This is a genomic window from Pseudomonas syringae group sp. J309-1 (genome assembly GCF_032582135.1).
Lineage (GTDB): Bacteria > Pseudomonadota > Gammaproteobacteria > Pseudomonadales > Pseudomonadaceae > Aquipseudomonas > Aquipseudomonas quasicaspiana.
Genome location: NZ_JAWHNU010000003.1, coordinates 58069 through 84594, shown reverse-complemented (window position 1 = coordinate 84594; position 26526 = coordinate 58069). Strand labels below are relative to the sequence as shown.

At 52.4% G+C, this 26526-nt stretch carries 24 protein-coding genes and 2 pseudogenes; 5 read left to right on the top strand and 21 right to left on the bottom strand.

All coding sequences use genetic code 11. The features are described from left to right. Positions 1-525: 525 nt before the first annotated feature. The 4 genes and pseudogenes from RX972_RS02595 to RX972_RS02580 form a co-directional block, all read right to left on the bottom strand. Positions 526-741, bottom strand: a pseudogene (locus RX972_RS02595) (methionine synthase); the annotation flags it as partial. Positions 742-1079: 338 nt separating this feature from the next. Then, positions 1080-1583, bottom strand: a complete 504-nt coding sequence (locus RX972_RS02590; RefSeq protein WP_065835730.1) for a hypothetical protein — start codon at positions 1581-1583, stop codon at positions 1080-1082. A gap of 15 nt (positions 1584-1598) precedes the next feature. Then, entirely contained in the window at positions 1599-1910 is a 312-nt protein-coding gene (locus RX972_RS02585; protein WP_316872461.1) for a hypothetical protein, read from the bottom strand. A 421-nt stretch (positions 1911-2331) separates the two neighbouring features. Continuing rightward, a complete protein-coding gene (locus RX972_RS02580; protein ID WP_316872460.1) occupies positions 2332-2718 on the bottom strand; it encodes a hypothetical protein in 387 nt (128 codons plus the stop codon). Between the two features lie 289 nt (positions 2719-3007). Here RX972_RS02580 and RX972_RS02575 point away from each other — a divergent pair, with 289 nt between their 5' ends. Next, a complete protein-coding gene (locus tag RX972_RS02575) occupies positions 3008-3382 on the top strand; it encodes a helix-turn-helix transcriptional regulator (RefSeq protein ID WP_316872459.1) in 375 nt (124 codons plus the stop codon). A 277-nt stretch (positions 3383-3659) separates the two neighbouring features. Here RX972_RS02575 and RX972_RS02570 read toward each other — a convergent pair whose 3' ends face one another. The 4 genes from RX972_RS02570 to sfnG all read right to left on the bottom strand — a co-directional run bounded on the left by RX972_RS02570 (position 3660) and on the right by sfnG (position 9658). Next, positions 3660-4718 carry a TniQ family protein gene (locus RX972_RS02570; RefSeq protein WP_316872458.1) on the bottom strand — a complete coding sequence of 353 codons (1059 nt, stop codon included), beginning with the start codon at positions 4716-4718 and terminating at the stop codon, positions 3660-3662. Positions 4719-4731: 13 nt separating this feature from the next. Continuing rightward, a complete protein-coding gene (locus RX972_RS02565; RefSeq protein ID WP_316872457.1) occupies positions 4732-5577 on the bottom strand; it encodes a TniB family NTP-binding protein in 846 nt (281 codons plus the stop codon). A 1-nt stretch (position 5578) separates the two neighbouring features. Beyond that, the gene (locus tag RX972_RS02560; RefSeq protein WP_316872456.1) at positions 5579-7417 is read right to left on the bottom strand and encodes a Mu transposase C-terminal domain-containing protein; all 1839 of its coding nucleotides are present in this window, start codon (positions 7415-7417) and stop codon (positions 5579-5581) included. A 1140-nt stretch (positions 7418-8557) separates the two neighbouring features. Then, complete coding sequence (sfnG, locus tag RX972_RS02555) at positions 8558-9658, bottom strand: dimethylsulfone monooxygenase SfnG (RefSeq protein ID WP_316872455.1); 1101 nt, start codon at positions 9656-9658, stop codon at positions 8558-8560. Positions 9659-9896: 238 nt separating this feature from the next. Between sfnG and RX972_RS02550 the strand changes: the two are divergent. Next, positions 9897-10027: pseudogene (locus RX972_RS02550) on the top strand (monooxygenase); the annotation flags it as partial. A 6-nt stretch (positions 10028-10033) separates the two neighbouring features. On the opposite strand, the gene RX972_RS02545 reads toward RX972_RS02550, so the two are convergent. The 5 genes from RX972_RS02545 to RX972_RS02525 all read right to left on the bottom strand — a co-directional run bounded on the left by RX972_RS02545 (position 10034) and on the right by RX972_RS02525 (position 15826). Continuing rightward, positions 10034-10438, bottom strand: coding sequence for a DUF2251 domain-containing protein (locus tag RX972_RS02545; RefSeq protein WP_263267111.1), 405 nt, complete (start codon positions 10436-10438; stop codon positions 10034-10036). A gap of 182 nt (positions 10439-10620) precedes the next feature. Then, entirely contained in the window at positions 10621-12606 is a 1986-nt protein-coding gene (locus tag RX972_RS02540) for a glycoside hydrolase family 3 protein (RefSeq protein ID WP_316872454.1), read from the bottom strand. A 545-nt stretch (positions 12607-13151) separates the two neighbouring features. Beyond that, entirely contained in the window at positions 13152-14555 is a 1404-nt protein-coding gene (locus tag RX972_RS02535) for an MFS transporter (protein ID WP_316872453.1), read from the bottom strand. Positions 14556-14663: 108 nt separating this feature from the next. Then, positions 14664-14825, bottom strand: coding sequence for a hypothetical protein (locus RX972_RS02530; RefSeq protein WP_161628588.1), 162 nt, complete (start codon positions 14823-14825; stop codon positions 14664-14666). Between the two features lie 251 nt (positions 14826-15076). Continuing rightward, positions 15077-15826 carry an SDR family NAD(P)-dependent oxidoreductase gene (locus RX972_RS02525; RefSeq protein WP_027900375.1) on the bottom strand — a complete coding sequence of 250 codons (750 nt, stop codon included), beginning with the start codon at positions 15824-15826 and terminating at the stop codon, positions 15077-15079. A 121-nt stretch (positions 15827-15947) separates the two neighbouring features. Here RX972_RS02525 and RX972_RS02520 point away from each other — a divergent pair, with 121 nt between their 5' ends. Then, the gene (locus RX972_RS02520) at positions 15948-16322 is read left to right on the top strand and encodes a helix-turn-helix domain-containing protein (protein ID WP_316872452.1); all 375 of its coding nucleotides are present in this window, start codon (positions 15948-15950) and stop codon (positions 16320-16322) included. Between the two features lie 261 nt (positions 16323-16583). Then, positions 16584-16877 (top strand): hypothetical protein, encoded by a 294-nt coding sequence (locus RX972_RS02515; RefSeq protein WP_099271346.1) that lies wholly within the window; start codon positions 16584-16586, stop codon positions 16875-16877. Between the two features lie 24 nt (positions 16878-16901). Here the strand turns inward: RX972_RS02515 and argE are convergent, their stop codons facing one another. The 8 genes from argE to RX972_RS02475 all read right to left on the bottom strand — a co-directional run bounded on the left by argE (position 16902) and on the right by RX972_RS02475 (position 24854). Next, positions 16902-18056 carry an acetylornithine deacetylase gene (gene argE / locus RX972_RS02510; protein WP_316872451.1) on the bottom strand — a complete coding sequence of 385 codons (1155 nt, stop codon included), beginning with the start codon at positions 18054-18056 and terminating at the stop codon, positions 16902-16904. Continuing rightward, the gene (locus RX972_RS02505; RefSeq protein ID WP_316872450.1) at positions 18053-18730 is read right to left on the bottom strand and encodes a DUF1028 domain-containing protein; all 678 of its coding nucleotides are present in this window, start codon (positions 18728-18730) and stop codon (positions 18053-18055) included. Before RX972_RS02505 ends, argE begins: the two co-directional genes overlap by 4 nt. 11 nt (positions 18731-18741) lie before the next feature. Further along, on the bottom strand, positions 18742-19158 hold the full coding sequence (locus RX972_RS02500) for a RidA family protein (protein ID WP_027900371.1): 417 nt from the start codon (positions 19156-19158) through the stop codon (positions 18742-18744). A 55-nt stretch (positions 19159-19213) separates the two neighbouring features. After that, positions 19214-20503 carry an NAD(P)/FAD-dependent oxidoreductase gene (locus RX972_RS02495; RefSeq protein WP_316872449.1) on the bottom strand — a complete coding sequence of 430 codons (1290 nt, stop codon included), beginning with the start codon at positions 20501-20503 and terminating at the stop codon, positions 19214-19216. Between the two features lie 127 nt (positions 20504-20630). Continuing rightward, the gene (locus RX972_RS02490; protein WP_122805286.1) at positions 20631-21362 is read right to left on the bottom strand and encodes a class II aldolase and adducin N-terminal domain-containing protein; all 732 of its coding nucleotides are present in this window, start codon (positions 21360-21362) and stop codon (positions 20631-20633) included. A gap of 183 nt (positions 21363-21545) precedes the next feature. Beyond that, positions 21546-22379, bottom strand: a complete 834-nt coding sequence (locus RX972_RS02485; RefSeq protein ID WP_027900368.1) for an ABC transporter substrate-binding protein — start codon at positions 22377-22379, stop codon at positions 21546-21548. A gap of 49 nt (positions 22380-22428) precedes the next feature. After that, positions 22429-23301: a phytanoyl-CoA dioxygenase family protein gene (locus RX972_RS02480; RefSeq protein WP_099271341.1), complete on the bottom strand. Its 873-nt coding sequence runs from the start codon at positions 23299-23301 to the stop codon at positions 22429-22431. A gap of 32 nt (positions 23302-23333) precedes the next feature. Next, on the bottom strand, positions 23334-24854 hold the full coding sequence (locus RX972_RS02475) for an amino acid ABC transporter permease/ATP-binding protein (RefSeq protein WP_316872448.1): 1521 nt from the start codon (positions 24852-24854) through the stop codon (positions 23334-23336). A gap of 475 nt (positions 24855-25329) precedes the next feature. On the opposite strand from RX972_RS02475, the gene RX972_RS02470 reads away from it, so the two are divergent. Beyond that, on the top strand, positions 25330-26274 hold the full coding sequence (locus RX972_RS02470; protein WP_316872447.1) for a LysR family transcriptional regulator: 945 nt from the start codon (positions 25330-25332) through the stop codon (positions 26272-26274). The last annotated feature ends 252 nt before the right edge of the window (positions 26275-26526 follow it).

Sequence of the window (26526 nt, the reverse complement as noted above, 5' to 3'; positions counted from 1 at the left end):
ACGCCTGCTGCCTGTGATGGATGGCAGCAGGCGGCTGAATGGATACGTCACGTACATACTCAAAAGCTCGGGAGCGATTCAAGCGGCTCGATTAAGCCCTGAGTCCGTGGCTTACAAGTCATGACCAAGTCGGCTATTGACTTCCGGAATGCCTATACTTTGACTACGCGATCTTCGCCCTCCTCCTATTGACAGCTATAAGGGGCCGGGATATCTACAAAGCAGGATTTAACAACCCAAGCGATAAAGGAAATCGACGATGAGCATTAAACCTGGCCCTAAGAGAACGAACGAGGATGGCACCCCGGACAAGAGGCAGAGAGTCACGCCTGAAAAGCAAAAGGATCATCCAAAACTGAAACCTCACAAGCATAAACAGGGGGAGTAGGATCAAAAGCAGCTCCCGAGCCTGAAGCGGCCCGATAATCTGGCTGACTTCAGCCTTCTTCAATTTTGAAAGCGGCCCGTCGATCAAAATCGACCTGATCGCCCACTCAACCTACGTACGCCATTTGCGAATGTAGCTCAGCGCTCGCTCGAGAGTTTTCTACGTACGATTTCTGCACCAGCACTCAACGCGTGCAGCTTGCCGCTGGCGACTCGACGTGGCAAAGGTGCCATGCCGCAGCTAGTGCATGGATAGAGCCTGTCGGCATCGACGAACTGGAGTGCCTTTCTCAGGGTATTGGCGACTTCCTCAAGCGTCTCAGTGGTGTGGCTCGCCACGTCAATGGCTCCTAGCCGGGCATTTCGACTTGTGCGTAGCCCGTGTCGTTCGCCTCATTGAGATTCTCAACCCGGAAATCGACGGCGGGCATCGTCTTCTCGACAGCAAGGAATGGCTCCGACTAGCCAAGGAATTGAACCTAGTAGCCACGAGGGTGCTGAGGACAAGAACTCACTGGTAACCGTATGACCTAGAACCAGCCAAAAGGAGCCTTAGAAAGCAATGTGCAAAATATGCACAATGCTTCAACTCAAAGGTTTTGGCAGTGATTCGATTGAGGTACCGATCTCATTATGTGCTGCAAATAAGATTGACCTCAAAGACTGTCGAACTCTAGTAGCACCTGACCACGCTAACGTTCATGCGGGTCTGCTTGGAAATTGTAGGCTGATAGCAAGTCATTGATGGCACCAACAATTCTGGGCTCCCTTATCAGCTCTAGCGCAGTGTATGAAACGGAGACTGCAATCTTCATCGCTTCATGACTAAGCCCCACAGGATCGAAGGGCCAGAGCTGTAACCGGGTGACGGTCCTATCACGGAAAGGGAAAGATTCAATGACTTTCGCAGATGTCGAAATTTGGGACCAGCGCTCAAGACTGACGCCATATGTCCGTTGGGGGCGATCTGCAAGCATCGTATGCTTATCAAGGAAGGTATCACCCACTTCAGCGTATCCATCTGGATCAAATCCACTCACATAGACATCAGCTAAACGCGGAGATGAGATGAGCGACCTAAGTACCCACCAAGGAGTGGAGCCATCATTCAACTTGTATTCGAAAGCGAGGTGCCGTTCCAGTTTTTCCAGCAGATCAGGGTGATTTGCCATAATGAGCGTCGAGATATCGGTCATATCAGTTTTCCTCCCTCACCCCTTCAAGGTGCTTTCAAGCTCGCCGACCAGTTCACTCAGCTTCTGGTATTCAGCTAGCGTCTCAAGTTCGCGTGGCATCTTATCCCCCAGCCCAGAATGGCTACGATCCCACCATTGCTTGGTTGTTATCTCATCGAGCGTGAACAGATCGATAACACGGAGGAAAATGTCTGTTCGAACGTCAGCAGTTGTTCCCCAATCTTTATACTTCTCATCTTCGCCAGGTAACGACCTTGGGTAGCAATCGAACAGGACTGTTCTCTCGTAGGTAGCCCACAGACCGTTTACATCGCCTTCCAGTATCACTCCCGACGTGCTTTCGACTAGATATCTCGGCTTGCCCCGCCCGGAAGCCTTAAGACGCGTCACTCGCATCACGCGTCCAATGTCGTAGTCCCCCTGTGATGGGGAGCAGGTATCTGTAGGAAACAAGACTTGGATTGTATGAATTGATATGCCCTTCTCCTTACCGCTTAATACACGATCTAGCAGCGGAAGGCTCGACGTAATCATGATACGGGGCGTCGGGAAATCCGTGAGCCTCGGCCCGACGTAACACGCCCTCGCGTAAAAGCAATACATGTCCAACGGATAGGAGATGTGGTCGTAAAAACCGGCGCCAGATTCATCAGCACAATGGGCCGATTTGGAGTGCGTTTGAAACACGACATTGATCCTCATTTACAAGAGGCTGGAATAGGATGGTGCGCACCATATTGATGCCTGATCAGCCAGGATCAGCGAGGCGGCACTGGTCACACAGCACACGGATCCAGCCTTTCGATCCACGGGCCAGCACCCCCTTATTCCCGCACATTTCGCAGGTCACAAACGACATCCCCACAGCGGTGTCGATCACACCGTTGCTGTAGTCATCGGTATCGGCAAATACGCACCTGAGAATTCCCATTTTGTGCTTAATCTGCTTGGCAACGATTTGTGGCCCACCTGTTGTTTCAACGTGCAACTGAAGTTGCTGGCACATGATAGAAATCAAAGGAGCCCAACCGTCTCCGCAATGAATGCCCCACAGAAAGTCATCAGGGACAGTATCGGTGATCTCGAAAATTTCAGGGAATTTAGACAGCAGTGCTCTCTCAATTACTTTATCCATTAACTTTCTCCATCATGACAATAACATTGACATAGTTCAGGTGGCGAGCAGGAGCGCGAGCGTGTAGAAAAGTCTACGGCAACGAGTCGTAAGCGGTAAAAACTAAAATTCGTTGAGTTAATATAGCAAAAACTATCATCGTTTCTGAGCAGAATTTCAGAATCCATATGTAAGGAGCAGACACAATACAACATGAAATCGGTAAAAACAATAGTAAAACACCCTATAGGGTGTCGCAACATTTTCCGATATCTGGCCCTATGCTTGCTTTTGGCGGTCGACATTCACAATGACATCTTCAAAAGATGGGCTCTCAACGGCATTGGGTAAAGCTCTCAGGACCGTTCGAATCAATCGGGACCTTTCCATCATGGAGCTGGCTGCCCACGTAAGCGGCAGAACGTACATCAGTGCGCTTGAGCGGGGCGCAAAGCAACCCACACTTGGTAAAATTGATGAAATTGCTCGTCAGCTAGGCTTGCATCCTCTATCACTCCTTCTCTTGACTTACCAGATCTGCGAGCAGATTGATCCTGCTGATCTGGTAGCCCAGATTGAGGAAGACTTACGCTCAATGCAGCTTTGGGATTTAGGGGGTTGTATGACCGAAGAAGCTGCTGACAACGTGGACAAAGTTATCGATGAAGCGAAAGCAGATAAGTGAAAGTCTTCCGCAACCTCTTAGAGAGGTCCTATATCATGCCAATAACATAGGGTGCTTCATGCCTGCTTAATTAAAAAGGCATTCAAGTGGTAACGAATAAAAATAATTATGATTGGCGTCCTCTGGTACGGGACGTTAATTAATCAGTGTGCCAGAGGTTAAATTGCTCCTTTCAGATTTAAGCCAATACTTCAAAACCAAGCAACTCTTGGGGACAGATTAGCTCAGACGGACTTCTCATCCTAATAACGTCACGATAATGATTCAAAAATACCCCTTATGTATGAATTAGACCGTTCAAAAAGTCTTTGTGAAAGCACGACGCCCCTCCCATAGCGCGAATCAGCTTCTTTAGGTCTTTGTGTTCATCGGGATTCACATGCGCCGCACAAAGAACTCCAAGGTCACGAGTTACATTTGGAATACTAAAATCATCTTTTTCTAAAGTATTATTCAACAAGATCAGTTCCGCGTTAGTGAAAACCCTGAAGATCACACCAATCAAGAGCATTGCGCACATTCTTTCGTATGGTACGCTATGGACAGCTCCATACCGTAACCTCTCGGGAAGGAGTAGTGGTTTATGTACCGTAACTGGGCAAACATTGGTGAAAATGTCTCTCGCAACTCCTGCTGGTGCTCGGTCAGTTTTAGGAGATAAAAGCATGCGCAACATAAAATATACGGCATTTATCATTGAATTATGCGTCATGCTATTTTTTTTCCCAAACAAAATAGAGCGTGATTCCAAGTACAAATTATGAACCCACTTTTGTACCCGAAGTGTCAACCAGGCTCGTGCCTTACTCGGGGCAAGTCCATGCTGGTGACGGTAATAGCTTGACCTCCGACCCTGAATATAATCTCCGACATTACCTGTAACAAAGGCGCCCCACTGCTTATCGACTGTTTTGAACTCGTCAATGTGGCTTAAAAGGCAGTGATGCCGCACGCAATAGGTATCTGTTATATAGCACCAAGATTTTCTCCAAGCAGGGAATTTCTTGCCACGAACATCTGATGCAATACATAGATGGCAATAAGCGACTCGATAACTTGGGGAAAGTAAAAAATTTGAACGATGACCGAAAAAGGTAATTAAATATTTTTTATTAAACCCCAAACGGCTAGCGATCTCTGTCCCTGGAGACTCATTAAAATCGAACTCCACACCCAATGAAGAATACTGGTGGATACTATTTCTAAAATCTTCGGCAACCCATGTATAAATTTCACGTTCCGATATCAAACAGACACTCGGCTGTATAGCGCAGCGAAATAACCACGAATGATAGGTTTCATCATACAGCGGCCGAATCAGCCCGGGAAATTTCATCTTTTGGACACCACTACGCCTTATAACCCCATGGTTTTTTCGCTACAAACTCAATAAGCTCTTTAGTAATCCGCTCTTCACCAGAGGTAATCGCATAAATTGCTGAAAACCTTACAAGGTTAACCACATTATTCATCACCCCGTCTGAAAGTTTATGGATCAGCCGCAGCATCTCTTCTTGGTGTATTCCAGAACTCTTTTTTAACCCAACAGCCTTCTCAAGTGTTGCCAAAAAGTTTCTGAAATCGCCATCGAGCGACCAAGGAGTTAACTCATGAAAATAATAACGCCGTGCCAGTTGTTCATCATATTGAAGAGCATTTCGTGCTAGCTTAGTTCCAAACGCAATTACAGAAAGGTTATATGGATCTCCTGACAGCCCCTTAAAGAGAGAAAGATTTTTCAACTGCTCGTTTTTTGGTACTAAAAGAGCCTCATTAAACTCATCGATAATAATCGCCTTAATACCTTTTGTGCGAAGGTAATGTCCGATTTCTTTAGGAAGTGTATCCTTACCAGATGATATCCTTGTTGGCAAACCCATTGCGTCCAGAATTAATGATTTGAGTTTTAGATTGCTAAGGTTTTCTACCAGTGTAAGAAATACGTAGGGTGTACCAAGCTTCTGGTTTCTTTTTTGGAGCTGTTTCACTATTGTTGTCTTTCCGCTCCCCCCCTCTCCATAGACCAAGATACAAGGCGCAGTCGTTCGAATTGGCACATCCAAGATGTTAATAACAGCATCAAGCGGTTCACGAGAAATAGGACAGTCAATCCAGATATCTTTGTGGATAGCCGCAATCCGGCTTTTAGCATCATCGTTTTTTGCACTGCCAATCAATTCAGATGGAACATCCATATTAAAATTCCTCGCTGTGGTAAATTTCGGGAATAGTTGTAAAGTCAATATTGCTTGTATTTGTTCTATCGGCAGGGCTTGCTTTTTCGCCTAAGAGCTGACTGGACGTATGACTAAAATAAGCTTTTTTGGCTTCACGTTTTTTCTTGGCCTGCTTAGTTTTTTTAATACTTTCGGTTACCAAACCTTCATTGTTCTCTCTAATTTCCATTACAGAGCTATTCATGCCTTTCGCTTTTCTACTATGATGACCTGCATTGGCAATAACATGTTCTTCATATGAAAAATCATCCGCAGTCAAATCAGAGCGATGCAATTCAATGTACTCTCCGTTTATTTTTGCCCATATTGTATACATCGAGTAGGGGTCAAATTTGATTACTACATTTTTCATCCCCACATGAACCTTTAGCTCGGGAGACCAATAAGCACACCTATTTAGCATCACTCCAATCGGGCGAATGCTGCGGAGTTGCTCTGGCATAAAATCCAATCGAAACTTAAACGCATCAGAAATAACAGGAGGATAAGTTAATATTCCTTTAGAGTCTGTAAACCCCTTTCTCCATGCCTCTGCTGGTGAACATCTAAGCGCAGAATGTTCGCTGTGATTATATATTCCGACTTGGCCAGCGAACCATTTTATAAATTCCTTGATCGTAAACGCAGCTTTTTTCTCGCTGTCATAATTTCCACGCTCCTTAGGATTAGACATTGTTGTGCCAGGCAAGAAGTGCACGTTACTTGTCATCATTGTGCCTATTAAGCGCTCAATGTGTCCTCCCCAATGCTTCCTCCCCATAGGTCTCCACTCAGTGGTAATTCCATGCAGGGCACAAGCCTTCTGTAATTTTATTGTTCTAAACTCTCTAGCGTTATCCATGTGCAATAATTCTGGTACGCCAAAGAACGGATAAGGAATGTATTCACATTCCAAAGCTTTCAAATATGAATTTTTTGGCATTACCGCGTGTGTAATTGCACATGCAACTGATAACGTGGAAGGCCCATGAAAAGCCACGTAAAATCCTAGAATCACACGAGTATGGACATCGACGATTAAAGTTACCCATGGGCGAGACAGCGGCAGGCGGTCGTCATCATCACATAAAAAACAGTCCACACGCGTATGGTCCATCTGTACCCGTTGTAAAGGGCGAGACAAATTAACTTTACCAGGCTTGGCCCCGTATTTTTGCTGCGCAGCCTCAGCGCCATACTTCAAATTGAATAGTTTCTTTTCACCTAACTCTTTTAGCCTATACCGAACCGAGTTCGCGGAAGGTGGCGTCATATTGAGTTTTGTACATTGAGCACTGACCTCGCTCCAGACTTTGGCGTATGATGTACCAGGGCCTTTGTAAATTTTTTTTATTGCATTAGAAATAATCTCCTCTGCACCAGCAGAAATTTGCGTGTCTCCGCCCCTCCTCCCTCGTTTGTTAGGCAATAGTGCGATTGGGCCAAGAGCCTCGTCGAATTTACCTCTAGCTTTATAAAAAGCAGTTTTCTTGATGCCTAGAAGTTTCAGAGCGGAATGAAGCTTTATTTCACCGTTGAGAAAACGCTGAATAACTATATGTTGCTCCTTTGCCTTCAGTAAATCCTCTAACTTGATATCATCGCTATCAGCCATTTCCTCAAGTTCAAAGTGACCTATGCTGCTAGTGTCCGTTACTGGGATCGGAAGAAACTTAATTTCCTCAACGTCGACGATCAATTTTCTGTGTGAGTCAGTCAACTGCACTTCGATTTTAGCATCAAGCAGAATCTCGGTTATCCTAGCTGGCTCTCCGCGCGCAACAACTAGCAGATTTTTTTTCAGCTCTACATGACGCATAGTTATCAATCTCGGTTCACAAGCTTTCTCCATAGTTTGTTAGCTGCTAATTGAAAATCAAGCCCCCTGCTACGTGCGCCATATAAATTTTTATAAAAAGATATTTCTTTATGCATAAGAATCAGATAGTTAGCGCTATCGTCAGTGACATTGACATCGCTTTCCCGACGGACGGCACCAAGGTTATCAGGGTAACTGTCATCCACAATCCGCTGGTTGTTTTCGCTAAAAGATTCTTTGTTGATTTTTTGCTGCGCGAATCACGATGAAATTTATCTTCATGGACTCAAGGTTGTCAGGCACTCAGAAAATTTTAAAACAATAAAGCTTTAGCGTTATGAAACCAAAAATAGTTATCTCCCCTGCCTAGCTAATAATTATAGCTATGAAGTGCTTGCGAGAGTGACTCTACTGGAGTTTAGTGGGTGCCAGTAACGCAATAGTGCAATTGCAAGTTTTGCTCCCTCATCTGTCTTTTTTTCTACCAATGATAAAGTAGTATGGGATTGCTAGTTTCGACTAAAAATGTTTGCGAATCCTCCACAACCACATAGCAATTCGAGATTCTCGACTTTACCAACGTCGCAGCTCTGTCATCAGACACGCGTCTGTCCGGCAAGAGTGAATAGCAAATCAAGGGGCGTATAGTGCAGCGCATCAGTATGAAGACGAGGGGCATGTGGTCAATGCAATAAAACTGCACGGTTAGAATGGGTTCATTAATCTCAAAAAGGCTAGCACCAAGACCATCAGTTAAACCACGGAAAAAAATGATTAACGCATCATTTTTTTCCGTGATTTAACTGAATTATTATGTATTTTCATTTATATCAATGGCTTACTGAGTGTCCGCCTTTTACCTGACCGTCACACTCCTGCTTTCAGCTTGGCGATGCTTGCCACTGCATGCTTGAATGCCGCCCGACAAACTTGTCTCACCAGTTGACGGAGAAATCGCACTGATTATCTGGAGCTTTGATAAAGCTCAAAGGAAACGTGACCGAGCCGCAAGCGCGAAGCTTCTAGCTCAGATCATGACAACACCCGTTGGAGCTACCTGGATAGAGATCGCAAAACGTGAACATCTGTGGCGCCACCAACAGCTGCCGTAAATCTCAAAGTCCACGGCAGCCGGCAGCTTCATGCGGGGACGCTTGCACCCTGTTCCTGCCTGGAAGCTTCCAGTTCGCGGACCAACGGCAACACGCGCTCGCCGAAGTAAGAGACTTCCTCCTGGAAATGCAGGAATGCCGACAGCACCAAATCCACACCCACTGACTTCAACTCCACGATGCGCTCGGCAATCTGCTGCGGCGTACCGATCAGGTTGGTCTTGAAACCGTCGTTGTATTGCACGAGGTCCTGAAAGGTCGATTTGGCCCAGTTACCCTCACCTTCGGGGCTGGCCTTGCCGGCTTGTCTGGCTGCATCACCAAACGCATTGACCGCTTCCGGGTCGGCCTTGTCGATAATCTCGGCCAATACCGCTCGCGCGTCTTCTTCGCTGTTACGCGCGATGATGAAAGCGTTGACTCCGACCTTCACTGAATGCCCGTTTTGCGCAGCCTTGGCACGAATGTCATCGACCTGAGCCCTGATTCCTTCCACGGTATTACCGTTGGTGAAATACCAATCGGAGACCCGCGCCGCCATGTCCCGCGCGGCGCGTGAACTGCCGCCCTGAAAGATTTCCGGATGAGGCTGCTGGATAGGCTTGGGCTTGAGGTTGTAATCATGAAAGCGATAGAAATCGCCCCTGAAGGTGAAGTTGTCAGTGGTCCAGATGCCCTTGAGGGCGCGAATGAATTCCTCGGAGCGGCGATAGCGCTCGTCGTGCTCCAGCCAGTGCTCGCCGATAGCCGTGAACTCACCCTTGAACCAGCCGCTGACAATGTTAACTGCCACCCGACCGGCCGTGAGCTGATCGATGGTCGCCAGTTGCTTGGCGGCCAGCACAGGATTCCACGGCCCTGGCAAGATCGCTGCAATGACCTTCAGCTTTTCAGTGGCAGCCAGCAGCGCATGGCTGAAAGCGACTGACTCATGCTGGAACTCGGCACCGTAACCTGCAGTGAAGCGGATCTGGGTCAAGGCGTACTCGAAACCGGATTGCTCGGCAATTTGCGCCAGTTTACGGTTGTAATCAATGGTCCAGTTGGTGCGCTGTTCGATTTTGCTGACGACAAGGCCGCCGCTGACATTGGGCACCCAGTAAGCAAATTTGATGGGCTGCTGACTCATGGAGAACTCCTCGGTTGGAAACCCCGAACGTCATTGCATCCGGGATCGACTTTCTTCACCGGAGCAGCAAACGTGCCATTGCCATAAGTCAATCAAGATCAAGCACTTACGTATAACTCACAAAACATCGCGCTGTACTGTTTGCTGACAAGCTGTTGAGCAACTGTCTGTCAGGCAACAGATGCATTTCGGGCCTCCCGAAAAGGTCTATTGAAATCAATACACAGCCGCAAACCCACTGTCCCCTGGAACCGATTACGAAACCCTGGCCAAGAGCTTTCGGCCGATTTTTCGTGAGATAAGCGCGGGTAATGCGGGCGCGAGATAGCCCGCACCCTGCCCTACAAGCCGACTGCCTGGCTAAGTGAGATTTTCTTAAGCAAACAGATCAAGGACGCTCTCATCCCATTCATGCCCGCTCTCGGACCAGTCATTGCCCGTCTGCGGTGGAAAGCCTGATCTGCAGTATCCCTGCCTGGCAGCGAAATCAAACACTGCATGGGGATAATCATTAATCAGGAGTACCGCCTTGCTGTGATCGATCGACCAGCCGATTTTGACAACCGATGGCTTGTCGCGGTCAGAAACATCAGCGACGTTGTATATATGCATCGCATCGCGAATCGGGTTATCGACAGCCGAAGTATCCAGTGCATAGAAATAACCTGTGTCACCATCATCTTCAAAAACCACGACGAAAGAGCCATCTGCTGCGGGAGCCTCCAGCACCAGAGCCTGGCCGACTTTGAGTTCATTTTCAGCAGCTAGATAAATTGGCATCCTGGCAATCCCCGACCTTTTTGGCTATTAAATGCTGTAGGTTACAGACAACCGCAGCATAAATTAATTGCCATATCCGCGAATCAACCGGCTTATGGCCCACAGCTTCGCACCAGAAGCCATAGACCGTCAGCCGGTTTTCCCTCACACGAACACAGCCCACATTGTCACAGCGCAACTGCTTAATACTTCAAACCGAAATGCACAGGATACAAAGGTAATTTGCTGTCGGCGGCCTTGCCTGATTGCTGTGCCTCGACAGATGCCATTGACGACGGTAACTCGAATGGCAGCCTGCCTTCTGGCGAGTGCTTGCCGGTCAATACATCAAGCAGTGCTTGGTCGCTCACTCCAAAGTTTGCAACGAGCGCCTGGCTGGCTTTTGCGACGTTACTCAGGATGGCTGGTCGGTCCAGGTAAACTGTCGTGATGACCGGCACTTTCGCACTGATCTTCAACAACTCTTTGTACTCGGCGTTATCCTGTTTGAAGTCCAGATCGCCTTCGTGCAACCCCGATCCAAACGCATAGGTCGCATGGGTCTCGTACGGCGCGCTCATGCGTACCAGCGCCACATCGGCGTCTTCCGGAGCGGATACCACGGTCAAGCCGTGTTGTTGGGCCTGCTTGCTTGAAACTCCGACCAGATAGACCTTGGCGCCAGGCTTGAGCGGAAGCACGTTTTGCTTGTTCTGCAGCATGACCAACGAACGACGTTGTGCCTCTAGCCCTTCTTCCTTGAATTGCGGATTGCCAACAATACGCTCGGCTTCTGCGGCGTCCGCATAAGGCGTTTCGAACAGGCCCAGCTGGAATTTCTGCAGTAGCAATCGCGTTACTGACTCGTCTATCCGGGCCAGGGTAAGAGCGCCCTCCTTCACTGCCTCAATGAGAGGCTCGGTATTGAATGTGCCGCCAAACTGGTCAACACCCGCGTCCACCGCCTTGACGAAACGTTGTTTTTCAGTCAGCCCCTCAACGCCCCATGGCATTCCGTATTTGGGATATGCCTTGTTTGGATCTTCACCTGGCTTACTCCCGGTCAGGCATTCGTCTGTGCAGCTGTTGGTGATCAGCCAATCGGTGAGGATGATGCCTTTGAAACCGTATTCGTTACGCAGCAACTCGGTGAGCATTTGCTTGCTGAAACTTGCCCCGACACGCTCCAAAGGCTTGCCATTGACGTCAACCCCGTCAGGCGGCACGCCGTAGGTAGGAATAATCTCGGCAGCGTTGACAGCAAATGCCGCCTTGAACGGGCTCAATTGCGTCTTGAAGTCCTCAGCGCTGTAGGCCAGATCTCGGCCATAGGCGTTCATTGCATCAAAGCCTTTGTTTGCCGCGCCATAACCAGCCCAGTGCTTGACGGTTGCCGCGACGCCATCCGATTGCAACCCCTGGGTTCCGTGCTGGAAGCCGACGATGTAAGCCGCGGTCATCTTGCTGACCAGGTCGACGTCCTCACCAAAGGTGCCGTTGATACGTGACCAGCGTGGCTCCGTGGCCAGGTCTGCCTGTGGCGACAGCGCAATCTGAATGCCCATGGCACGGTATTCCTGACGTGCAATGTCGCCGAATCGTTGCACCAGTTTTTCGTCGCCTGTCGCAGCTAGCCCTAGCGTCTCTGGCCACTGGGAAAAGCTACCGGAGCTTACGCTCGCGCCCAGGGTGTACTGGAAGTGATTGCGCGGATCGGTGCTGAAGCTGATGGGAATTCCAAGGCGGGTTTTCTCTGCCAGGCCCTGCAACTGGTTGTAGCTGTTGACCATCTCCACCGGGGTGATGCTGAGACGCGAGATGAAATGGTTGATGTGCTTGTCAGCAATCAGGGGTGACAGCTTTGCAAGGTTGTAACCGGCGTCGGTACCTGTCGCTACGTAGGGAGCGGTGCTGTGCATCATCAGACCGATCTTTTCTTCCACAGTCATGCGTTTTACCAGGTCCCTGGTGCGTGCTTCGGGTGTCAGGCGCCAGTCTTCATAAGCGTCCAGCTGACCATTGTGATCAAGGTCTTTGAAGGTCTGGCCGTCTTTATGTAGCAGCGGACTGGAAACAGTTTTGAGTGCGGGCTGGTTGACGTGTGGCGCAGTCGTAGTGCTGTTGCTGCAGGCGCTTATGCAGCAAGAAGCGACAACGACCGCAGCTGTTCCGGAGATAGATTTTTTCATGTAAGTGACCGTTTTTGGGCGTTAGTTATCAGAGCGCACCAGCGATAGCGCTGCCACTGGAGACACTCGGCGGACGATCTACAAACGCGAATTCGGAATTCAATTACAGTGTATGCACTATTTATTTTCGATGGGAAGACCCTGATGGAATATTTCCTGAAATTTTATGAGCCCGACTATACCTGCGTATATACGAGTTAAATGGCCGTAAATCTGAATAAACAACATGGCTCGCACTTTGCTAAAACCGCCCCCGATTTTGACAAAATACCTCCCTAATAAAGCGTATACGCTAATAGAATGCACCACTAAGCAGCGCATTGCTCCAAGGAGGTGCATACGTTGGGCGTTATTCAGGAGAAACAGACATGGCTGTCAAAGAGGAAGATTTAACTCGAATCGTCAGTCGACGTTATTGATGCTGACAGAAGCGGGTTACCGCCCATCAGTGCGCCTTGAGGGCAAGGCAGGCGCACTGATGCTTTAGGCATTAATCAAGGGCTGAGCCGAAGCTCGCCAAATTGTAAATTTCTCCTGCGCGCTGCTTACAGATCCGTAATTTCCTTATGTCGCGGCACCAATGCCTTCATCACGCACCACGCCACCAGGTATGCAAGCGCACAGATGGAAAACATGATCATGTAGCCGGTGTGGATATCGTTGATGGTTTTGTAGTAATCAAAAACCCATCCACCGATCTTGGTCATGACGACGCCGCCTAATCCGCCCGCCATGCCACCGATACCGACCACCGACGCAATGGATTTCTGAGGGAACATGTCGGATACCGTGGTGAAGATGTTGCACGACCAGGCCTGATGCGCCGATGCCCCGATACCGATGAGCAACACAGGTATCCAGAAGCTGATATAGCCGAGCGGCTGAGCGAGTAACACGAGCAACGGGAAAAGCGCGATCACGAACATGGCTTTCATGCGGCCGTCGTACGGTTTGTCGCCGCGGGACATGAAATAGCTTGGGAACCACCCTCCTCCAATACTGCCCACCATGGTCATGCTGTAGAGCACCGCCAGCGGCAATACGATTGCCTGGCCCTTCATGCCGTACTGTGCGCCCAGATAAGTCGGCAACCAGAACAGGAAGAACCACCACACGCCATCAGTCATGAACTTGCCGAACGCAAATGCCCAGGTCTGGCGGTAGGTCAGCAACTTGAACCACGATACTTTTTTGCCTCCTGCGACCGAGGCGTCGGCAGCGTTTACCGATACAGTCTCATCGGCGCGGATATACGCCAACTCTTCAGGCGTCAGCCGAGCCTGCTTCTCCGGCTTTTCATATAGGAAAATCCAAGCGCCGAGCCAGATGAAACCCAGCATCCCAATCACGATGAATGCTGATTCCCAGCCCCAGGCAGCAGCGATCAGCGGAACAGAAATCGGTGCCAGAATTGCGCCCACATTGGCACCCGAGTTGAAAATCCCCGTTGCGAAGGAGCGCTCTTTTTTCGGGAAGTATTCAGCTGTGGCCTTGATCGCAATAGGGAAGTTACCCGACTCGCCGATTGCCAGTACCGCGCGTGCCAGCATGAACCCTGCGATGGATACCGGAATAACTGCGAAGCCTAGCGCACTGGATATTGAGGCGATTCCCTCTCCCAGCGGTACTGCAAAGGCATGCATGACTGCACCCGTTGACCACACCCCAATGGCGACCATGAAGGCAGCCTTGGTGCCGATCTTGTCGACGAAACGACCCGCGAAAAGCATGGAAATCGCATAGACGAACTGAAAGACCGAGGCGATGTTGGCGTAGTCCGTATTGCTCCAGCCGAATTGGGTTGAGAGGCTTGGAGCCAACAGGCTAAGTACCTGCCGATCCAGGTAATTGACCGTGGTCGCAAAGAACAGCAGTGCACAGATCGTCCACCGATATTTGCCTATGGCGTGGCTAACGCTTTGCACGTGGACCGCTTCATTAACGTTCATAGCATCACTTTATTATTGGATTATGCGGATGGTTCTCTCGACAACATTTCGAGAGCGCAGGTGTACGCCCTCCACGCCCGATGGCTGGAGTCGAATGTAAAGCTGGAGTTATCGGGTGTTCGGAAAGTTGAGCAGCGACGGGCTTGATTGCGCCTGCAGGTGCGCACTAAAACCTGAGCCGGCAACGACGGCAATCAGCGAGATATTCAAGCGATCTGGATTCATGATGGACGACACTCTGTTTTTATTTTTAGCTTTGGCCGACGACATTCGTCTGTCGTCGTACAACATCTGCTTTATATCGAGGGTGGCACCTCGATGTCAATCCGAAACATTCAGAAATGTATTTTTTTATCGAGTGCATGACCATCGGTACATCGCGCATACAGCGAGACTCGAAAAGCACCCTGCGCACGGGGAATTATCTGGCTGGTTGACACAAAAACCCTGGATCGTCAGTCAGCGCCGCATTGACTCGCAAAGCCAACATCCAGCCAGATTCGACTGCCCTCCTCTTCACCTCAAACCTGTGCAAATCCACCATCAACAAACATCTCGCTTCCCGTCATGAAGCTGCTTTCGTCCGACGCCAGGAACAAGGCCGCTGCCGCAACGTCTTCGGGCTGCCCGATACGGCCCACTGGCAACTGGGCAACCATGCCGTCAACAATGGCCTCTGCCTGGCCAGTGGGTGCAAGGGCCAGGTCGAGCCCTGGGGTGGAAATCGGCCCCGGCGAAATGACGTTGACGCGAATGCCCGTACCTTTCAGGTCCAGCGCCCAGCTTCTGGCGAAATTACGTAGCGCAGCTTTGGTCGCGCTGTAAACGCTGAATGCCGGTGTGCCCATGGTCCCTGTTGTCGAACCGGTGAGGATGACCGAACCGCCTGTGCTCATCAGTGGCAGCGCCTTCTGCACAGTGAACAGCGTCCCTTTGACGTTAATGCCAAAAGTGCGATCGAAGGATTCTTCGGTGATCGCCCCGAGCGGCTGGAAATCGCCCAGCCCGGCGTTTGCGAACAGCACGTCAATCCGGCCTTTGGTGGCTTTGACCTCGGCGTAAACGCGGTCCAGGTCGTCCAGACTCGAAATGTCAGCCTGGATCGCTATCGCGTCATGCCCAATCTGTTGCAATGCGGCGTTCAATTGCTCTTGCCGACGACCGACGATGATGACCTGCGCACCCTCTGCCGCAAAGCGTATGGCGCTGGCCAGGCCGATGCCGCTATTTCCGCCAGTGATGACTGCGATCTTTCCGTTGAGCCTGCTCATGTTGGTGTCCTCGAAATATGAGGCACAACTGTAGATCCGCGCTATCAACTTGAATAGTATGCACCTTTTAGTAAGTACCTTTTAGTCAGCATCCTTGAGCAAAGGACGGAGCGGCCCGATCATGGCAGACAACACCTTTAAATGTGGGCTCGAAGCAGCGCTGACGGTGCTTGGCGGCAAATGGAAGCCACTGATTCTCTATAACCTGACGCGCAATGTTCACCGGTATGGCGAACTGAAACGTGCGATTGGCGGTGTGACCGACAAGGTATTGATCCAGCAACTCAAGGAACTGGAGCGCGATGAGATCGTTTCGCGCATGGACTTTCAGGAAATACCGCCAAAGGTCGAGTATTCCCTGACACCTTTCGGACAATCCCTGGCGACAGCGCTGGGTGCGCTATGCGTGTGGGGTACGGAACACATGCAGACCGTAGAGCGCATCAGCGAACGACGGGCATCCGCGCTTGCTCAGCCTCTTAGCCCTACCCACTGATATCTGCGCTTTCTTGGGATGCTTTTCTGCAGGAGCTGACGAGCACCGCGATGGCGCGATGGCGCTCTGCCTGATACACCACTTTCGCAGCCTCGCGGTGTTCGTGCGCTCCTACAGGTCCATGTGTGCCATACAGCTTCAGTGTCCATCAAAAAGACTGCAGCCCTGCCCCTCAATGCCGATAAGGCTTCAATAACACGCCTGCCTAGGGCCACGCATAACGGGTCCTGCACTTCCCGATTTACCTGACTTCAAGGAAGAATCATGAAACGCCTAGCCGCGCTTTTTTTATTCATCTGCCCAAGCCTCCCAGCTTTTGCGGTCGATCCAGTGATGCTGCCCATGGTCGTACAGATGCAGAAAACGGCAAATGCCGCCATGTGCGAGTCTTACAAAGGCAGCACGTCACCGATTGGCATCGCCATGAACAAGCAGTGCCGAAACCGGGAGAAAGCCGAATTTGAGGGTATTCAGGATGCGAAACCTTTGAAGGACTGCATAAAACCCGGGAACGTTATTGATGATGACGTACGCAAATGTATGAAAGGCCTGTGAGATGAAGTACTGGGCCCGATTACTTCAGCGGACCCTGACAAACGCCAACACCTGCCCCAGCATCCGGTCACATGCACCAAGTTGCTCGACGCTGATGAACTCATCCGGTTTGTGCCCTTGCGCCATGCTGCCGGGGCCGCAGACTACGGCCGGGATCCCTGACTGATCGAACAATCCGCCCTCAGTGCCAAAAGCCACCGTGCCGAATGATCGTGAGCCGCAAAACTCCGCGATCAACTCTGCGGCCTGGCTTTGCATCGAGATATCCAGTCCCGGGTAACTCGACAGCTCGGTAAGGCGAATGTCGCTTTGCCCGCTGACAGCCCGCATGGCAGGCAGCAACTCATTTTGTGCGTAAGCGTGCAGTGCAGAGATGACGTGGCGCGGGTCTTCTACCGGAAGCGAGCGCACTTCAAAGTCAAAGCGACAATGTTCAGGAACAATGTTTAACGCTACGCCACCGCCGATTACCCCAATCTGCACGGTCGAGAACGGCGGATCAAAGCGCGCGTCCTGCCGTTCTTCGGCCTGCAACGCTTTCCCGAGCCTTCCCAGCTCGTTGATCAACTGCGCAGCGTACTCAATGGCGTTGACGCCACTGGGCGCGTGAGCCGAATGGCAAGCCAGGCCGTGCACATCACAACGCATGGCTACTTTGCCTTTGTGCCCGAGCACCGGTTTCAGCTCCGTGGGCTCACCGATCACACAGAGCAACGGTTTAACCGGCTTTGAACCCAGCACTTCCAGCAGTGAGCGGACGCCCAGACAGCCAACTTCCTCATCGTAGGAAAGCGCAATGTGCACCGGCATACGCAATGTGTTCCGGGTCAACTCCGGAACCAGCGCCATGACACAGGCTATGTAGCCTTTCATGTCGGCAGTACCACGGCCGTATAACCTCCCCTCCTTTTCACTCAGCTCAAACGGCGGAAAAGTCCAGGCCTGGCCGTCTACCGGGACTACATCCGTATGGCCAGACAGGACGATGCCGGGCACTTCAGCCGGGCCGATCGTCGCGAAGAGATTGGCCTTGGTCTTTTGCGCGTTGTAAATCAGCTCGCAGGAAACGCCATGGCCATCTAAGTATTCACGCACAAATTCGATCAGCGACAGATTCGACTCGCGGCTGGTCGTGTCGAACGCAACCAGACGAGCCAACAGCTCGCGGCTGGCGCTCATCGGTCATCTCCCGGTACGCCATAGCCTGGCGCTCCGGCGGGGTTTAGCGCACGGTCGAGATAATCCTGCATCTGTGGCTGATAGGCTTGCCACAAGCCATCCAGCACGTTGATCGGGTTGTGCTCAGCCCAATCCACTCGTAAATCAACAATCGGCCAAGGCAGATCGGCCACCACTTTCAGTGCTGCCGAATGCACAGGCCCGGCTTCTCCGCCCGCCGCCTGACCTGCATGCATGGCTTGCAGCAAACGCTCGGCGAGGTGCCCTGAAGCCAGCTCAAAAGCCTTGACCATCGCGTTGATCACTTCAGGGTTAGCCAGCATGTTGCCGGCCGCGACGCACTGTTCCCCGCTGACGGCATTGTGAATTCCAAGGGTTTTGCTGCCGCTGAAATGCGCGACGCGTCCTAGGTGATCAATCGCAGTGATCTGCCGGTACTCACTGAACGTTTGATCCGCCCACAGCTGTTCAAGCGCCTGTGCAGGTGACGCGCCCTGCTCTATCAGGTCCAGTGCTTGCGGGCCAAGGGCTGGCAGCGTGATGTTTTGCGAAGACACCGCCCCCACTCCGGCTCGCAGCCAGGGGCAACGTGCACCCACGGCAATGCTTGACGAGCTGATGGCGATACCCAACCGGCCTGTTTTGGCGCAACGTGCAGCAATGGAAAATGTCATGACGAAAGTCCTTAATCGGGAATGACGGCGATCACGTCGATTTCCATCAGCCACTGCGGCTGACCCAGAGCAGAGACCACCAGCCCCGTGGAAATGGGGAATACCCCTTTAAGCCACTTGCCCACTTCGTGATAAACCGGCTCTCGATACCGCGGATCGATGATGTAGGTGGTGGTCTTGACGATGTGCGACAAATCGCTGCCCGCCTCCTCCAGCAGTTGTTTGACGTTCTTCATGGCCTGATGCGCTTGAGCGCCGGGATCACCTAGGCCGACCAGGTTGCCATCGAAGTCGGTGCCGACCTGACCCCGTACGTAAACGGTATTACCGGCACGCACTGCCTGGCACAGGTCGTTGTCCAGACTCTGGTTCGGGTAAGTGTCTTTGGTATTGAACATGCGAATACGGGTGTGGGTCGGGGTAGCCATGTAAATCTCCTGTGAACACTGGGGCGAGTTACGCCCAATCAAAGACGATCAACGTTTAAACGTTGCGCAACCTGACTGCTGGGGCTGCGCGCTTGCCCTGGTCATACGACCGGTACTTGTGCTGGGTGGCGATCTGATCAGCGACATGTTTGGCGTCATGCCACACACCCCAGATGAAGGCCGAACCGCGTCGCGAAAGCCACGGCAGACCGACGAAATACAGACCTTGCTCTCTGGACACCCCACGCAGATGTATTGGCTTGCCCTTGGCGTCGAAAGCATCGACCTGCAACCAGCTGTAGTCCTGGGAATAACCCGTGGCCCAGATGATGGAACGGACACCGGCTGCAGTCAGGTCCAGTTCACGCAACGGATCAGTGATACAGGCGGCGTCCGCCACACGTTCGCGCGCCGCTGGCTCCAGCGGTAAATCCAGACCATTTCGATGGGCATACGCATCGGCGGCATCGAGTAGTGACAGGTAGTTCTCGTCACCGCGGTCGAGATTTTCGACGAGGTCATTCTGGAAACGTACCTTGCCATCGGCAAAGCTTTCAGTCAGGCCGACCAGCGTCATGCCTGCTTGCGCCAGGCGGCGGAAGTCAACGGTATGGCCGCCTCGCGCGCCACTTACGGCAATGGTCACGTGCTCTTTGCCAGGCTGCATGGTCTCGCTGTCCCACAGCCCGAGAACGCCAAGCCACCAGCAGAAGTCACGTCCACGGTAGGCTCGCGGCGGACGATCATGAGGACCGACCGACAAGTAGACCTGACGGCCGGAGCGCTGCAACTCATCGGCGATCTGTACACCGGACGAGCCGGCTCCAACGACCAGAACCGCGCCGTCAGGCAATTGCTGAGGGTTGAAGTACTGCGCCGAGTGGATCTGGTGCAACGCGTCATCCCTGGGCGCAATCGATGGAATGACAGGTTTCTGAAACGGGCCGGTCGCAGACACCAGGTGATTGACCACGTAGGTGCCAGCACTCGTCTCCACAGTAAAGCCTGCTCGCTCGACATTGCGGGTCACCCGCTTCACCTCGACACCGGTCTTGATCGGCGCATTGAATTTACGCGCGTAGCGTTCGAAGTAGTCGGCGACCTGTTCTTTACCGGCAAACCCGTCCGGGTCCATATCGAATTCGAGACCCGGAAACCGGTCATGCCAGGCCGGACCATTGGCAACCAGCGAATCCCAGCGACCGCTGCGCCACGCTTCGGCAACCCGGTGTTTTTCCAGCACAAGATGCGCAATGCCCAATCGGCTCAGGTGTTCACTCATGGCAACACCGGCCTGCCCTGCACCCACGACGAGCGTGTCAATTTCTGTGATGTGTTCAGTCATCCTGGCATCCTTCAACACGCCCTTTATGACGGGTTGACGCAGTAAAAAATAACGAAAATGTCAGCGCGCAGGCGCAACAAGCCCTACGGCATCTTCAGACGCGTATACAGTCAGTAACGTGTTCGGATCAGTCGGCCAGTGAAGGGTCCGCCTGAAGCATCAGCCACTTCATTTCTTCGAAATGCTGTTGCGAAAAATCAGTGATCTTTTCCCAGTCCCGTGCTGTTTTTTCAGCGACATCGTCCGGCAGCGTCTTCAATGGCTGCCCCGTGGACCAGGCCGTAACCAGAATCTGGCAGGACCTTTCCAGGGTCCAGATATCGTCGAATGCTTCACCTACCGTTGGAGCGGTCACCATCACGCCATGGTTACCCATCAATAGACGACTTTTGCCGTCCAGGAGCCCGACCAGCCGAGCCCCTTCAGCAGTGGTGTCAGCCATGCCGCCGTAAAGCTCATCTATCGCAACCCGGTTGAAGTAGCGCGCCGTGTTCTGATCAATGGCCGGAATATGCGGTTTTGCCAGACACGCCACCGCTGTGGTGTAGACCGGGTGCAGATGCAGAACCACCCGAGCTTCAGGCAGACGCTGGTGCATTTGCCCATGGATGGACCACGCCGTTGTATCCACATCCGGTCGGTGCGCGGCGTCTTGATCATCGGCATCGAGCAACAGCAGATCACTGGCACGCAAGCGCGAGAAATGTTTCCACTTCGGGTTCAGCAGGAACTGCTTTCCGTCAGCTGAAATCGCCGCGCTGAAATGGTTGGCCACCGCCTCATGCATGCCCAGATGAGCAATGATGCGAAAGGTCGCGGCCAGATCCAGACGCGTCTGTTCCTCGAAGTTAAGGGCCATGGATGCTCCTATCAAACAAAACATGAATCACTGAATGGATGCGATTTTTATGTGGGAGCGGTGCTTGGTCTGGGCGGCATTCCGACGATAAGAACACCGCAGTGTATCCATCAGACCGCGTCGTCTTTATCGCGGGCAAGCACCGCTCCCACAGGGGCATTTTTAATGCGCAATCGCGCGCGATCAGGGCTTGGGCATCAGCGCAGCAATATCATCCGCCGTCGGTGCCTGGAACTTGTACTTGTCCAGCAAAGCCTTGTATTCCTGCGTCTTGCTGTACTTCTCGAGCCCTTCGATCAACGCATTGCGGACGACATCGTTGCCTTTTTTCACGCCAAAGCCGTTGAGCACCGGGTAGATCAGGGTTTCGGATGAAATCACCACCCGGTTACCGAGCTTTTCAACCACGCCCCGCGCCACAGCAGCGTCAGTGATCTGCGCTTCAACCGCATGTGCAAGCATGGCCTGGGTCGTTTGCGGATCAGTCCCGTATTCGCTGATCGCGATAGGCGGCAGGCCGTTCTTCACGCAGTAATCCGTAGAGAGTTTCTGCAGTTGTTGTAGCCAGGAAGTCGCGGCCATTGAGCCGATCTTGTGGCCACAAAAGTCTTCCGGGGTCTTTGGCTGATACGCGCTGCCCTTTACCGCCAGAATCGACTCTCCACTTTTCAGGTAAGGAATCATGTCGATGACTTTCAGGCGCTCAGCGGTGATGTACATCGACGAGTTGGTGATATCAAACCGGCCGCCTTGCAGCCCACCGATCAGGTTAGGGAAACGGGTATCGAGATTCTCGGCCTTCATCCCCATGACCTTCGCCAGGCCATCCAGGAACTCGATGTCGAAGCCTGCCGGCTGGTTTTTGTCCATGTACTCATACGGATAGAACGTCATGTCGGAACCGGCAATGATCTTGCCTGGCTGCTGGAAAGCCGAGGCCATTGATGAGGCCATGGCAACCGCAGCGCCTAATACAACCATCGCAGCGGGACGAACGAACAGACGGGATAGCTTCATAAGTATTCCTCGTGGAGTCAGTAAGGTTCAGGCAATTGCTGTTCAGGTCTCAGGCAGTGGCCATGTCGTTTCCGGCCTGCTGCACAAAAAACGAAGCACCCTTGGGTTTCTGCGGCAGACGGATCTGGTTCGCGGTGCTGCGCACCAGGCCGCTTTCATGTCCCGCCACCATCAAACCGGTGTGTTCGCTGGGCAGCGGGTTTTCCCCGAAGGGCAACGCATCTTCGGCGGCGTATACGCTGATGAATAAAGTACGCGGGAACTCGGTTTCATTCGGGCTTGAGGCGTGCAGCAAGCGGGTGTGCATGAAGCACACCGAACCCGACGGTCCATAACAGGCCACCGGTTGCTGGCAGTGCGCCTCAACAACTGCGTCTTCCACGGCACCGGTGAAACGCCCGTTCTGCCAATGCGACCAAAGCTCGCCTTTATGGCTGCCCGGTGCCACATTCAGCGGGCCATTTTCGGGTGTCACCTCACTGACCATCAGCAGGGCGGTTACCAGGTCGTCGTTGCTGTGCGGCGTAAACAGAAAATCCTGATGCCACTTCACCTGCGTGGCGGTGTGCGGCAATTTTGAGTTGATTTTGCTGTGATGAAAGCGCGTGCCGTTGCCGCCGATCAACTGCGCAGCAATAGTTGCCATGCGCGACTGAAAAGCAGCCTGTTGGTAAGCCTTTGAGATTTCCGTTGGCGAGGTCACGCGGCGCAATGACGGATGATCCGGGCGATGGTCGCCTTCAATATCAAATCGCGGCCGACCATCCAGCGTCTGCCCCCAGGCGCAGTTTTGAGTGCGGCTGTCTTCCACCCACTGGTCGAAGTCGTGCTGCAGCGCCGCCACTTCGTCGGCTGCCAGCACGTCCTCCACGACCAGAAAACCCTGCGCGTGAAACTGGTCGATCTGCCATTGCTCGATCATGTTCTTCTCCCCTGCAAACAAGCGTTAAGGTTTCAAGCCAACGAAACATCTTTCAGAAAAGCTTCCACTCGCGGGTGCTGTCCATCGCGCAGTGCCTGCGGGCTGTCATCGCAGACCACCCGGCCCTTCTCCATGAATACGATTCGGTCAGAGACCTTGAAGGCGAAGTTCATCTCATGGGTCACGATGACCATGGTGATGCCCTCTTTCGCCAGTGTTTCGATCACCTGTAGCACCTCGTTAACCTTCTCCGGATCGAGGGCTGATGTCGGCTCATCGAACAGCATGATTTGCGGACGCATCATCAACGCACGAGCAATCGCTACGCGCTGCTGTTGCCCGCCGGACAACTGATGCGGATATTTCCAGGCGTGCTCTAGCATGCCGACCTTGTGCAGCAGCTCGTACGCCTGCTGTTTGAGCTCCTGCGCTGAAGCGAGACGGTGGTAACGCGGCGCCAGCAGCAAGTTACTCACAACGGTCAAGTGCGGGAACAGATTGAAGCTCTGGAACACCATTCCGATGTTCATTCGATGCTCCGTATGCTCGACATAGCGCGGCGGTTGCGCCCCCTGACGGACGAGGTGAATGAACGGCTGGCCGTTGATCCTGATATCGCCGTTATCGATTTGCTCAAGGCCGTTGAGCAGACGAATCAAAGTGGTCTTGCCCGAGCCGGACGGCCCGATTACAGACACCACTTCGCCAGGATGAATTTGCAGGCTGACAGCGCCCAGCACTTCGATGTCGTTGTAAGCCTTGTGCAATTTCGTGGCCTGAAGTGCCGGGCCTGTGAAATCGGAGGCAGGACGGGCTATTACAGCGCGCTCCTGAGTGGCGAGTTTGAGCATTTCAGCGTCAGGCTCACGCACCACTTTGCGCTGGGTGACATCCAGATATCGCTCCAGCCGCTTGAGCAAAAAGTCGAACACGGTAACGATCAACACGTAATAAAACGCGACTGCAGCCATGGTTTCCATGACCAGAAAGTTCTGTGAATACAGGCGCTGCCCGACCATCAGGATTTCGGTCAGCGAGATCACCGACACCAGCGAGCTGAGTTTTACAATTGAAATGTATTCGTTGGTCAGCGACGGTAAAGCCACCCGCAGCGCCTGCGGGATCACAATCCGCCATTGCGTACCGACAAAGCGCAACCCCAATGCTCTTGCCGCTTCACTTTGCCCTTTGGCAATCGACAACAGACCGCCGCGATGAATTTCCGCGACGTAAGCGGTTTCACACAGCACCAGGGCAATCAGACCCGCCCAGAACGGGTTGGCCAACACGGCGGATGTGGCGGGCAGTGCCTGTGGCAGGTTGTAGACAAATATCAGCAGCACCAGCAACGGCACGCTACGAAACAGCCAGATATAGCCTCGGGCAGGCAAGTTGATCAGCGGGTTGGAAGATTGTTTGGCCAGCGCCACGACGAAGCCCAGAACAATGCTGATCAGCCAGGTCAATGTACTGAGCTGTATGACGGTCCACGTTGCCATCCAGAACTCGGTATCGCTGAACAGGCTGAACATGTATTTCCAGTCAAACGTCATCGTTGGCTCGCTCGGCTAAGTAACAGTGGCGGGTGATATCCAACGCAAGTTGAATACTGAGCGCTGCCCCGCTCTCCCTTCTGAAGCCATCATGAGCGAAGTTTTGTCGAACGACCCAATAGTAAGTTTTGGCTCATAGCGTAGGAAAATCCTAAGCAGACCGGGCGGAAGAGATATCGGATTCAGTCAGGCGACGAAACTATTTGCCAGATGTTGAACGGGCCGCACGCTTTTAGGGCGACCACTGTTCAACCTGCTTCTATTCGCTCGCTTTCGGTGCGAAACCCATAGCCTGCGGGCTGTTTAGCGTGATGGATTAGTTTGGTCTGCACGTGTTAATGGCTGATAAAAAGATCGGCTATCGGTCGAACAACCTAATAAACAAGAATTGCGGCAGCTGGCACGCTACTCGCTAAGCATAGGCAAAAGCTATTCAGGCCACCCCGATCATGGCCGTGTGCTCACGAGGTAATCAGTGACTCATTTCACGTTGAAACAGCTCAAGTACTTCGTCACCGCCGTTGAAATGGACAGCATTGCCGAGGCGTCACGACAACTGCATATCTCCCAACCGTCTATTTCCGTCGCCATTAAAAATCTGGAAGAGGCGTTTAATCAGCCACTGTTTGTTCGGCACCACGCGCAAGGCGTTTCCCTGACGTCTGGCGGCGGAAAGGTGTACGAGAAAGCTAAAGAGTTATTACGGCTCTCGGAAGAACTGGAACAGGACTCTCGCGCCGAGAGCAAAAATGTATCCGGTACTATCGCGCTTGGCTGTTTTGAATCAGCAGCGCCGCTGTATATGCCCAGGCTCGTCGCCGGTTTTAAACAACTCTATCCCGACGTCACTATTCAGCTCTGCGACGGGGAACAGCACGAATTGATGCATGGGCTGCATCGCGGTCGTTTCGACCTGGCCTTCCTTTACGATCTGGAACTGGGTGCGACGATCCACAAAGAAGCATTGAACGCCCCACACAAACCCTATGCGTTACTGCCAGCCGGGCATCCCCTTGCTCAACAGAAAACGGTGACGCTGCGTGAGTTGAGCCAGGAGCCCATGATCCTGCTGGATGCCGTGCCCAGCAGAACCTACTTCATGGATATCTTTACCGAGAAAGGTTATGCGCCCGTGGTGGCTTACAGCTCTCCCTCGATTGAAATGGTGCGCTGCATGGTCGGCCAGGGGCTGGGCTTTTCGGTACTGGTCACGCGGCCTTGCACCAACATAACCTACGACGGTGAGCTCCTGGCGCAGCTTGATATCGAAGATGACATGCCTGCCTCGACCCTGGTGATGGCGTATCTGCGCAATAACCAGCCATCCCGCGCTACCCGGCTGTTCATGGATTACTGCCGCACCGTCGAGCTGGCGCCGCCATCAAGTTTGAGGCCGCAAGTTTCTTATCAGCTGGATTGAAATGCATCTTCTGCAGGAGCTGCCGAAGGCTGCGAAGCGTTTCTCCTGACACACCGCGATCGCAGCCTTCGGCAGCTCTTACAGGTCCTATGTTTGCTGCGAGACTGCGCAGAGCCCTGAAACCGGGGCAGTTACAGGTCATCCGTTTCGCTGTGTCAATGACACCACGCTGTCGCGAAGCAAACTGGACTTTGTAGGAGTGAGCTTGCTCGCGATAACGTTAGACCTATTGAGAAATTAACGTCTGGCCTG